At 47.3% G+C, this 11861-nt stretch carries 6 protein-coding genes; 1 reads left to right on the top strand and 5 read right to left on the bottom strand.

From position 1 onward, the window contains the following. Window positions 1–243: 243 nt before the first annotated feature. Entirely contained in the window at window positions 244–420 is a 177-nt protein-coding gene (locus F6K20_RS08095; RefSeq protein WP_287248398.1) for a hypothetical protein, read from the top strand. A gap of 196 nt (window positions 421–616) precedes the next feature. Here F6K20_RS08095 and F6K20_RS08090 read toward each other — a convergent pair whose 3' ends face one another. The 5 genes from F6K20_RS08090 to F6K20_RS08070 all read right to left on the bottom strand — a co-directional run. Next, window positions 617–3211, bottom strand: a complete 2595-nt coding sequence (locus F6K20_RS08090; RefSeq protein ID WP_008178726.1) for a glycosyltransferase family 2 protein — start codon at window positions 3209–3211, stop codon at window positions 617–619. 169 nt (window positions 3212–3380) lie between these two features. Then, window positions 3381–5993: a cellulose biosynthesis cyclic di-GMP-binding regulatory protein BcsB gene (locus tag F6K20_RS08085; protein ID WP_008178723.1), complete on the bottom strand. Its 2613-nt coding sequence runs from the start codon at window positions 5991–5993 to the stop codon at window positions 3381–3383. Window positions 5994–6182: 189 nt separating this feature from the next. Further along, window positions 6183–7487, bottom strand: coding sequence for a family 8 glycosyl hydrolase (locus F6K20_RS08080; RefSeq protein WP_202799141.1), 1305 nt, complete (start codon window positions 7485–7487; stop codon window positions 6183–6185). A gap of 364 nt (window positions 7488–7851) precedes the next feature. Next, a complete protein-coding gene (locus F6K20_RS08075) occupies window positions 7852–10284 on the bottom strand; it encodes a tetratricopeptide repeat protein (RefSeq protein ID WP_008178718.1) in 2433 nt (810 codons plus the stop codon). Continuing rightward, on the bottom strand, window positions 10281–11861 hold a 1581-nt coding region (locus tag F6K20_RS08070), incomplete at its 5' end, for a carbohydrate porin (protein ID WP_502708823.1). The genes F6K20_RS08070 and F6K20_RS08075, both read right to left, overlap by 4 nt.

Genomic DNA, 11861 nt, shown 5'->3' with positions numbered 1-11861 from the left:
TTGAACTTCCCCAACCGTCTTGGATGGGGATTCCCAGGCACAACCAAATAGATTGTTATCTCCTAGGGCGTAACTTTCCCCCGCACCGGGGGTAGCTGAGTAAGGTCAATTCCCAGTTTTTTAAGACCTTTATCTTTTATCTTAACACTATTTGAAAGGGAAAATTCATCCCCAAACTATTAGTCAAGGGGTATTCTTTTCCCTCTCAAACTCTCCCTTTTGATAAATAAAAGTTGAATGGGATTGGCCTACGGCCACCCTACGCGAACGCATCGCCCTGGCAGGATTTACCCAATCGCATTTCTGACATCTCCCCTGATTGAGATGCCATTGGCCTACGGCGACGCTACGCGAACGCCGAAGCACTGGGACTACTCCCACAATCACCCAGAGAGCTTTAGGGTTGTTGTTACCCCGTGAGGTTTAAACCGTCAACCTTGGCCAATAGGCCACGCGTGCGCGTTCAACCCGATTAAACCGTCAACCTTGGCCAATAGGCCACGCGTGCGCGTTCAACCCGATTAAACCTTCAACCTTGGCCAATAGGCCACGCGTGCGCGTTCAACCCGATTAAACCTTCAACCTGATTAAACCTTCAACCTGATTAAACCTTCAACTACAGTACTTTCAAAAGCTGTTTAATTTTGGTCTCCTGTTTCTGCTTTAATTGGTCTGGGAACTTCAACTCAATGGCAACTTGATCGGATAAATCTTCGACATCCACAATTTGAGCCAACAATCGCTGTGGTAACTGGTTAGTCGATTCCTGACTCAATAGCAAGCCAACGAAGGGTTGGTCTTGCTCCATTCTTCGTAAATCTTCTGGTGTGAGCAATGGACTAGTTTGCTCCGTGGTATCAGAATAGGCAGTGCTGCGTTCTAATTCAACCCGTAAACTCATCACTCCCATTTCAGTTGCCCTACCACTGTAAAACTTACCTTCCCAATAAAGCTGAACAGTAGCCCTAATCTGTTTACGCACCTTAGTACTAGTTTGGGTATTCAACTCTCGGAAGGCACGGAACACACCAGTGGCTAAGAAACCTAAGGAGCCCATGGGTCGGTCTAAGGTCGCACGCTTCTGGGAATACCACTCCCTGACATCGGAATAAATTACTAGGACTAAATCATCTAGCTGAGCTTGAGTGAGGTTGATCAAATTAATCGCAAGGTGAACTTGATGGTCACTAATCGGTGTCTTGCGGATAATTTCTCCAGCAACAAAGGCTCGTCTGCCGTAATCTCCCACAATTTCAAGGTCTACTTGATCAGGTAGGTTGGGCCAGCTATCTAAGGCAATTAAAACTCCGCTTTCTGAGATATTAACCGTTTCCCCTGGCCAACTCTGGTCAGTGGTGTGAATTGTCACCGGAAGGCGTCGTAGCAGGCGGTGTTTGGGGCGTTGTTGGGGTTGTTCAAAGGCAACCAACAAACCTGCTGTCAGCAGAATCAAGTTAAAGACGCACCACATGGCGTTAACCAAGACCGCTTCTGCATCTTCTGGACGGAGCAGCAGCCAAAAGGGAACAGCTAGTAAGGCAGCAATCACTATAGCTGTTACTACCAAAAGACCCTGTACTGACTGCCAATCAAAACTCCGCTGACTAACCGATACCCCCTTGTCAGTTACATTAAATGAACCGAGCTTGGGGTTAATCACCGCCATCAGAGTGACATACCCCGTCTGGAATGACATCACAAATTCAAACACCTCGTTCCAGAAGGAAAAGCGAACTTCTTTGTAGGTGATATAGTTAGCATTGAGGCTAATCAGTAGATGGGGCAGGGCATAAAATAAGGTTTCTAGCCCCAAACCCTGAATGGGATTGATGCCAAACAATAGGAATAGAGTGGGAGTGACAGCGTAAATCAGCCGGGGAAAGCCATAGAAGAAGTGGGAGGTGGCTGAAAAATAACAAATCCGCTGGCCTAAGGTGAGATGTTTTGCCTTCCAGTTCAACAAGGGGAATTCTAGCCGTAGAATCTGAGCCATTCCCCTTGCCCAACGCACTTGCTGACCCACATAGGAGGCAAAGGTTTCAGGGGCTAAGCCAGCAACCATAATCTGGTCATAGTACACTGACTCATAACCTAAGGAATGGAGTCGGAAGGCCGTGTGACAATCTTCTGTAACGGTTTCAACGGCAATTCCCCCAATCTCCAGCGCATGGTTTTTGCGAATTACCGCTGCTGAGCCACAGAAAAAGGAAGCATTCCAGAAGTCATTGCCCTTTTGCAGTACTTTATAAAAGAGTTCATTCATCACTGGAATCTCACCCTTAGTCTGGAGATTTCGCTCAAAGGGGTCGGGGTTAAAGAACCAGTGGGGCGTTTGCACAAAGGATACGTTTGGGTTGTAGAAAAACCCGACTGTGCGCATCAGCAATTTTCGCACTGGAATGTGATCGCAGTCCAGAATCAATACCAGATCGCCCTTGGTAGTATTAAACGCTGTGTTGATATTACCTGCCTTGGCATGATCATTGTTAGGTCTAGTCAGCAATTTACAGCCGATTTCTTCGCACATCTGCTTCAACTTTTTGCGACGCTCTGGATACTTTCTGCCATCATCTAAGACATAGACTTGTTTTTTATCCTCCGGATAGTCCATAGCCAGAGCGGCTACTGCTGTATTGCGGACAATTTCCACAGGCTCGTTGTAGGTTGGAATGTAGATATCAACCTTGAACCATTGGTCTTGAGGATAGTTAGCCAGATCAACGGTTTCTCGGTCTTTGATTTTGAGAGTTTGAAAATAAGCTAGCAATAGGGTTAGAATTGCATACAATTCCGCCCCCAACAACAGCACACAGAAAAACCCGTTGATCCAAGTATCAAAATTTAGGGTATAGGCAAAGCGATAGTATAGGTAGCGCATGGTGGTCACCAGGCTCAGCCATACTAAAAACAGATGAAAATACTCACTGACTGTTTTATCAGATTGTTTGGCTTCAGTGCGCACTACCACTTGACCAACCAATATTAGTGCGATCGCTACAATCCCCTGCTGCCTGACTGTTAGGGGTGTAGTAATCAGGGGTATGGATAGCAACACCAGCAGCAAAATCAGCCACGACAAGTGATTCGACCCTAGCCGTGCTAGGACTCGGTCAAAAAACCGAGGTAGGCGATCAACGAGTAATGTAATTACAGGGGATCGACGAGGGCGATTTTGCCTATTTCTCGATTGTTTGAATAAGGAAAAAGACATAGCAATTTATAGCATTTTGATTTGAGATGTGAAACTAATATTGATGTAAGTATTCAGCCGTCAGCTATCAGCTGATAGCTGACAGTGGAATTTTGATTTAATCCTATTTAATAGACAAACAATCCTAAAGACTAATTAAAACTAAAGAATAATCACTAATCACTAATTCCTAATGACTTTTTTGATCTGTCACACGCTTGAGGTACAACTGGCTAATGCCATAAAGTAGGAAGGTTACCCCCAGAATACCTAAAGCTAGGAACCACCAGTTTCGTTGGAGGAAGAACGATGCTTTACTGAGGGCGGAGGTTTTTTCAATGCGCTTCTTAGAACCGGCTAGTTCAAAGAACTCTAGCTTATAGGCATCGGGGTCATAACCAGCAGGGTCTTGTTGATAACTACTAACTAAAACCGTATCCTTCTGCAACTGGTAGAACCAAGAATCTTTAGTGAGAATCTGCCGCACGCGGTCTAAGCCATTTTCCGTTTGACCACTCAAAGCCAAAAGTACCCGCTGATTGTTATAGGGAGACATGATTTGTTTAATTACCCCTTCACTATCCGGTAGAGTCTGGACACTAGCTTCACCCCACTGACGTCCTAGAGCATTACTCAAACGCAAACCACTTGACTCAAATACCTCTGGAAAGGGAAATTCCTCCCTGGTGCCAATTCCAACTAGATTTCGCTTCCTCTTGATCTGATCAGGCAATTGTTCAATGGTGTAAACATCCATTTGTACTGAATCTGCCTTACTTAGACGTCCTAAACGCTCACTGATAGCCATGAGGGTGAGCAGATCGTTATCAGATGGCGTCTCTGACAACACGATCGCTGTATTAGACAAATCTTGAGGAGCTGCAAATGGGTAACCTACTTGCAACAGTTCTAGATTAGGTAGTTGAACTGAGGGCTCCCGATTAACTTTGAAGCTGGTCTCAGCATGAACCGTACCCGTTAGTTGTTGATCGGTGATTTTACCACACTCCTCTGGTTCCCTGGGGTTCAGCCGGAAAGCAACTTTGATTTTAGAGGTGGGTTTAATCAGATTGGCAGGAAGATCCACTTTCAGGGTTTCTCGCTGTGAGCCATCCCTCTTGGTCAAGCGTTTACCACCAATTAGTACATCATCTAGTAAGACTTCTACAGCAGAGGTGCGAGGATTGACCTGGGGACCATAGCTGTAAACTAAATTCATGGAACTGCCCCGTTTAAAGCGATCATCCGGTAAGGCCCGAAAATCAAACTCTACCGGTGGTGCTGAAGTGCCTCGCACTGTGACGTCCTTAAAGGGTTTACCATTGGGCTGAGTAGCGATGTCTTCTAGAGTAAAGGAATTTTCTTCTGGCAAATAACCAGGCCAATTTCTGGAGGATGGTATTGGTACATCCGGAACCTGATCCACGAAAATTAATTGACCTGTGCCAAGTTTACTGGTATCTGGCTGTACTAAAAACTGGGCAGCCTTTTTCACGCCATCTGAACCATTGCCAGTCACCACCAAGACCGGGTTACTGCCATCATTGACGGTGGTAAGTGCCAGCACACCGACATCATCGGGTAAGGGAATCTGAGTCCCATCTAAAATTTGATTCCCGGAGAAGGTAAAGGGCAGTTCTAAAGACTTCAAAACCGGTTGATTTCCAGGAGTCCCCATCACAACTAAACTATCGCCCCACTCTAATTCGTCGATAGTCTCTACCAAACGGGTGGTAATGGGACGGAAGTCAGCCAACCTGCCTAGGGAAGCCTGTAAACGAGGCGCAGCAGTCAACCAAGATTCTAAGGACTCCACGGATCGGGTCTGGACATTCCCCTGCGGCAGCATATAAGCAATGGGATTGGCATCTAAGCTGAGTTGATCAAAGAAAGGATAAGGATAGCGACTGAAGTTTAGGGGAATAGGTTCAACTTGGTATTGGAAGATTAATTTTGAATCCGGCAAAACCTCAGTCCACAACGTGGCATCCCCTCCATCCGTACAACCCTTGGTGTTGTGTTGCTGGGCTACTAGGGAAAGTTCATTGTAGTCCTGGATCAGGGTCGTTGGGATAGCAAACATGACGTTAGCCACCTGAGACTGCTTGCGGTTGAGAGGGACACTTGCCACACTGGTGCCATTAATCCGCAAGGTCAGGTTAGAGCGATTTGCCATCAGGGCTGGTGAATGCTGGAAGCGGATTAAGGCTTTGGCGGTTTTTATCTTCCAACCCCGAGGACGGGTAAAGCCCAGTCTTGCTTCCGAATAAACCCCCCGCATACGGAGGCGATTGCCTACAATCGGAGAGCGATTAAATTGCAAGATGTACTCACTTAATGGGATATTCGGGGTAGAAGAAATCGGATTTGGAGTAGATTGGGGCTGTGAACGAGGTTGGGGCTGGGAGGGGGATTGGGTCCGCCGTGGCTGAGGTCGGGCAGCTGGCCGAGGTCGGGCGGGAGCAACCCTTGCTGGGGCACGATTAGAGCGTCTTTGTCGTGGCGCTGCCGGAGCAGCTTTTGGTCTAGGTCGGGCAGCTGGCCGAGGACGAGGACGAGGTCTAGGTTTGTAGACTGGAGCCTTAGTGGGAGTTTTGGGTAAGGTGTACTTCTGGATGAACTGGTCTTCCTGTTTTCTGAGGTTACCGTCCCCTTGAGCTCTAGTTAGGGTAGTACCGATGCCCAGGGTTAAGACCATGCTTGTACATAGCAGCAATAAGGATAATCTAGGACCATAGAGAGCACGTCGTTGATGATTAGTCGTAGGATCTTGGGCTTGGGAGCGGCGAAACAAGAATTTCATAATTGTAACTATAGAGAATACTAGGAGAATAGTAAGATCACCCTTAATTTATAAAGAAAAGTTGTATGGCTTAGGCTTAACTTTAACGATTGAGACCATTTTTGTCACCTGTATCACCTGATTGATCGGTATAGATTGATCGGTATATTTATCGGTATAGTTATTGGTATGTTTAAACTATTCCCCTCCCTAACTGGGATTTAACAGGTTGCGGTCGATGGCTGTGGTAGGCAATAACCCTAACCAAGCTAAGTTTTGGGTATAGTAGGCCGATTGATCATCCCAAATCCCTTCCTGATATTGTGGTATTAGTTTCTGCTCTATCAATTCTCTAGCCATGGCTGGTTCAATTAAACGTAGGGCAGAATAAAGCATGGCATATTGGGAAGTGGCTTCGTAAGTCACCGTTGGTTTTCCCTGGATGTCAATCCTGGCGGGCAGCTTTGAAGAAGAACGCCACAGGGATTGCAAATGCTGCGTGGCAGTACCGAGATAGGAAAATGCTTCTGGGGTATTGAACCAAGCTGCATCCCAAGCAACTCTCCACCACACTCGGTAGGCATCAAAGCTATAAGAACTTTTGAGTGGACTGTCTGGTGGCAATGGCTGGAATTGACCAGTTTCGGTGTCAAAGGCTATCCAATCGCTGGGTAAGCCTACAGCAGAAACCTGGGAAGACTCTCTTAACACCTGGTAGCTACTATCCACCAAACTTAACCAGTCATGGTTGGGGTCAACTTGGGCAAAGAGACGAAAGGAGAAAGGAGCAAGATATGAGGGGTTGAGATATAGAATTGATGGAGAAGGCACAAAGGCTGCTACAGGTCCTGGCAAAAGATAGCGCTTTCCCCTTACCTCTTTGGTGGACAAGTTCCACAAATCTTCCAGCTTAATTAAGGCTAAGTCCAAGTATTCCGGACGATTCCAGCGGCGGTAAGCTAGGATTAATGCTGTTGCTGCATCAATATCGGCATCGCTGGCAAAATTTCTGTCAATCGCACCCCAGTTACCGCTTTGATCACGACCCCACTTCCACACCCAAAGTTGGTCTTCGAGAGTACCATTAGTTCCTGAGCGCTTGAGATTGTTTTGAGACCATTCTAAGGTCAGGGCAAAGGTGGTGGGGTCATTGGCAATTACCGCTCGCAGCATCCCATAGGCTTGCCCTTCAGAGGTTGAGCGATCGCTTGCTTCGTAGTCGATGACTCGCCCGTCTTTTTGAATAAATTTCTCTTTGTATACAGTCCAACTTTCTGCTATAATACCGCTTTCGTCTATAGGTAAAGCAGTCTGGGGAGCCTCTGGTTCAGGATACTCACGGTATACTGAAGGCGTTTTGCTTGGTGATGACTGGGGTGGTGAAGGGGTTGGAGATCGTCTTGACAATTGATGGGGAGCACAACCCCATAGACTCAACAACATAATGGTGAAAGTAACGATAGAAACGCTGAGGGTGCGACCCATAAATAAACCTTGACGGCTGTTGTATGACATCGTAAATTTGCGGCTCTTACATTTACTCCTCAAACATAGTTGGATACAAGCCTCTGGATTGATCCAACGTAGTCTTTTAAGGGAAGAAGTCTGAACCTAAGCCTAGCCTAAAAACATCAGAGTTCAGAATTATTCAATTCTGATATTGGCTTTAAATGTCTGGATTATTCATTTGTGATTATAAAACTGCCAATTTTTAAGTGTTAATTGCCATTTGGGATTTTCCCTTGTCATACCTTAATCCTTTATACTTCATCCTTCATCCTTGACACTTCATTCTTCATCCTTGACACTTCATCCTTTATACTTCATTTAGAATTTATTCTTTACACTTGACACTTCATCTAGACTTCATTTTTTATCCTTAATCAAAACGTTCCCAAGGCGGTTGGAAACCCCTGCGGAACAGAAATCCTTCTTGGATTTGCTGTCTCTGACGGGACAGGGTAGCAGTACTAGACCCTCGACTGAATTCCTCCAGTCGTAGCTGTTCCAACTGTTCTAGGGCTTTGACTTTAAAATCTTCTGTCTGATTTAGTCCAACTAAGGCACGACGTACCCCGAAATCCAGGGGTTTGATCGCAAGACCCCTATAATAGAGTTGCTTGGCGGAGTCAAAGCGTCGTTGTTGGAAACGAACACCACCTAAAGCAGCAATAATCTCAGTGTTACTGGGTTCTGCGGTCAAAATCACCTGATAGGCGCGTTCTGCTATGTCTAACTGATCAATCGCTTCTGCCAATCGCCCCTGCAACAAGTATGTCTGAACGGAGTAGGGAGCCCGATTGACTAATTCAATCACCTGAGCTCTAGCTAATTCTGGACTACGCTGAGCAATAACCTGAATTAAACGGCGGTTTACTGGTATGTTGTCTGGTTCAGATTGCAGCAGCGAAATGTATAGGGGTTCCCGTGTGGGATTGGCAGGTAGAGCACCGACTAGAGCAAAGAGTTCTTGGGGCGGAAGCACATTGGGTTGTGTCTGCAACCAATAGTAGACAAATGCCTCAGCTTGGGATTCTGGAATCAGATTCGCTTGATAGGCAATTGTAGCTCGTGCTAGCTGTAGGTTAACATCACTAGGATTGAGCGCCACTAGTTGGTCATAAACTGCCACAGCTTCCCCTGGTCTATCCTGTAGCAGAAGTATAGATGACAATCCTTGCAATGCTCCATTGAGAATATCCCGTTGTGGGTTGCTGGCAATCAAGGCTTGGTAACGCTGGCGGCTAGCAATCCAGTTACCCTCAAGACGTTCAATATCTGCCGCTAGCAACTGTACTACCAGATCGTTAGCTCCCTGGGGTGTGGCGGTATATGTAGCCAACGCATTTCTAGCTGAGATCAAGTCATTGGCTTCAATGTAAAGTTGAGCGATCCGAAAGTACAAAAAGGGCGCGTTAACCCCAGATGCCAGGATATTTTGGTAAATAGATAGAAATTCTGGCCCCGGCGGCTCGATCGGGATCAAGGCGTCTGCCACCGCTTGCAATTCGCTGGGTTCAGTAGGTAGGGGAATCAGTATGGTCGCTAGACGGTTGCTCAATTGAGCTTGAGAAATTAACCCGGTCTGACTTTCCAGACCCACGATCTTAATCATCAGACTACGGTTATCAGGCTCGAAGGCAAGCTGTTGTTGGTAAAGCTGCAATGCGGTTGCCCGTTCGCTGGGTATGCCTGTGAACACATCAGCTATCTCCCGAATTAAGTTAGGGTCATTAGGATTCTCTGCCAGTGCCTGGCGGTAGAGCATAGAGACTTGGGGTTCCAGGGCTGGATCTTGATTTTTATTGCGAATTTCATTTAGCGATCGCGCTAAGGGCAATGTGGCTTGGGGGATACCTTGTAAAGGCTCTAATACGGCCAATGCTTCAGAGATCTGTCCATTTTCGGCATAGGCTTGGGAGAGGGCGGCTCTGGTTTGGATGCCTAGGTCGTCGAGTTGATCGATGAGGGCGAACCCCACTAACTCGTTTTCCAGAACCTGCACCGCCTGAGCCGCATTGCCGGTTTGCCTTAAGGATTGGGCATAAGCCAGGACAGCATAGCCACTAATCACATTCCCCGTAGCGAGGTATTGGTTAAAGAGTTCCAGACCCCTTTGAGGGTTACCGTTGTAGGTGTAAACTTCTGCTGCCCCTATTAGCACATCTGGACTAGGGTCAGTTTGCAGCACAATTTCATAGTCTGCGATCGCCTCACCAAATCGCTGCTGATAACCATACAGCAGAGCTCGCCTGCCACGAGCTTCTGTATCATTGGGATTGATATCGAGCAAGACCGTAAGGGCTTCAATTCCCTGAGTCTGCCATTCTTGTTTATATGTCCCTAGCAGACCTACTGCACTTAGGGCTAACTCATTGGTGGGGTCTTGAGCGAGCACCTGTTGATAGGCATCCCAAGCTTGGTCAATCAATCCCTGTCGGCGGTAGGCGATGGCTAGGCCAATCTTCGCATCAATGGATTGGGGATAACGCTGGACAGCTTGCTCAAACTCTTTAATTGCCTCTTCCACTCGTCCTTCCCTGAGCAGATTAAAGGCTCTGATAATCGGCACCGGAATAGTTTGGGCTTGAGCTGCCTCAAGGCAAAAGGCAAGAGGAAAAAGGTAAACAGTCAATGGTAAGAGGTAAACGGTCAAGGGTAAGAGGTAAATGGGAAAAAACTTTACCACACGGCGACACTGATGGCAATGTGAATCCAGTCCCTTTGCCTTTTGCCTCTGACCTGAGGATTCTCCGCTCTTTATGGGGGGTAAGCCTTTTCCCTTGTTCCTTTTGCCTTCCTCTAGAATCATGGAGTAAACCTACCTCTAGGAGTTACATCAAAATCGGTTTTCAATCGAAATCCGGCAAACGTTTCCTTGAAACTATTGCGTTGCTGAAGGCTAAAACCAAGCCGCACATTCGGTAAAAATTGGAAATCGTAGTATAGCTCTAACACATCTGGTACATCATCCCCATTTTCCTGGCGCAATTCCTCATTGGACAGATCCCGACCATAGGCTAACCCTACCCGGTCATTCTTAGAAAATAAATCCAAGAAGGTGATTCCGAAACTGTAGGTGTTTCCCTCTTCATCCAAATCCCGGTTGCGGTAAATCCCATAGCGACCAAATATGCCCATATTCAGTTCAGGAATAAACACTTCGCCATTGACACCAAATGCTTCTTCATCATCATTCTTGTTGATGCCAAAGTCATCCCTTCCCCGTTCGATGGAGAAAATTTCCCGGAAGCCACTATTGGCACCACCATCCCTGCCTGAGGCATAGGTTCCTCGCACGATCACATTATCGTAGCGCAGACCAATTTCTCCTGCCAAGCCATTGAGGTCAAATCGCTCCAGACTCTCAGCTGATGAAAACAGAGCAACTTTGCCTTCTATATTGTCTGTCACTGCCCAGTTAACCAATAAACCTGGACGAGATGCGATCGCAGTAGCACTCAAGGCTGGATTAGTTTGAAAAACTGGATTAAAGAAATGGCTTACCCCATCCTTGGCAAAACTATTCCGATCAAAGTAGGACGTTAAATCCAACTGACCGACGGAAAACCGCAGAGTGGGTAAGGTGCTAGCAGGAGCAGCCGTAAAGAACAACTGATTGATAGTTGCCCCTTCGTTAGGTGAGTCTACCAATTGGTCATTTTCGCTAGTCAGATCTAGGGTAGCTCCAAACAGGAATTGGGGCGTTAGCACATAGTTTCCGTCCAAGCGAGCTCTGGCTACTGAATTTTCCCCTTGAGTCACGAAGCTGCCCTGGAAACGCAAGGATGCTGGGGTTAGAGCGGTGCTAGGCAGCAACGGGCGACCGGTGGATTGGGCGGTTGAATTGCCTGGCGGAGAAGTTGGACGATTTAGGTTTGAGTTGGGAGCCGGTGGCCAGGGTTGTAGTGCTGGTTGGAAGAAGGGTACTTGACCAAAGCCAGGGGTGTTGGGATTTGGCACCACTGGGATCGGAGTGACTTGCCCTGGTAGCGGTGGTTGGGGTGTGGCTGGAAAAGGAGACTGGCCAAAGCCAGGGGTGTTGGGATTTGGCACCACTGGGATGGGCATGACTTGCCCTGGTACCTGACCTGGGGGGGTAGTTGGGAAAGGAGACTGGCTCAAGCCAGGGATGTTGGGATTTGGCACCACTGGTACTGCCATGATTTGCCCTGGTACCTGCCCTGGAATGGTATTTAAGTAAGGTAGCTGACCTAAGCCCAAGCCATAACTAGTGCCCCCCATGGGAATGGGATTAATCGGGACTACTGGCCGGGGGGCTGGGGAACTTCTCAGATAGGGCAGCTGACCTAAACCCGAATTGTAAGGACTACCACTCATGGGCATGGGATTTACTGGGGCTGGCAGAGGAGCGGGCATGGGTCTCGG

The organism is Moorena sp. SIO2C4, from assembly GCF_010672485.1.
In the GTDB taxonomy this organism is placed as follows: domain Bacteria; phylum Cyanobacteriota; class Cyanobacteriia; order Cyanobacteriales; family Coleofasciculaceae; genus Moorena; species Moorena producens.
Note: the sequence above shows the minus strand (reverse complement) of the source record. Positions and strands in the feature narration are given on the sequence as shown.

Bases quoted from the DNA above. Each gene is read 5' to 3' on its own strand.
- F6K20_RS08090 (WP_008178726.1), bottom strand. From the start codon at position 3,211: ATGTCTTTTTCCTTATTCAAACAATCGAGAAATAGGCAAAATCGCCCT.
- F6K20_RS08085 (WP_008178723.1), bottom strand. From the start codon at position 5,993: ATGAAATTCTTGTTTCGCCGCTCCCAAGCCCAAGATCCTACGACTAAT.
- F6K20_RS08080 (WP_202799141.1), bottom strand. From the start codon at position 7,487: ATGTCATACAACAGCCGTCAAGGTTTATTTATGGGTCGCACCCTCAGC.
- F6K20_RS08075 (WP_008178718.1), bottom strand. From the start codon at position 10,284: ATGATTCTAGAGGAAGGCAAAAGGAACAAGGGAAAAGGCTTACCCCCC.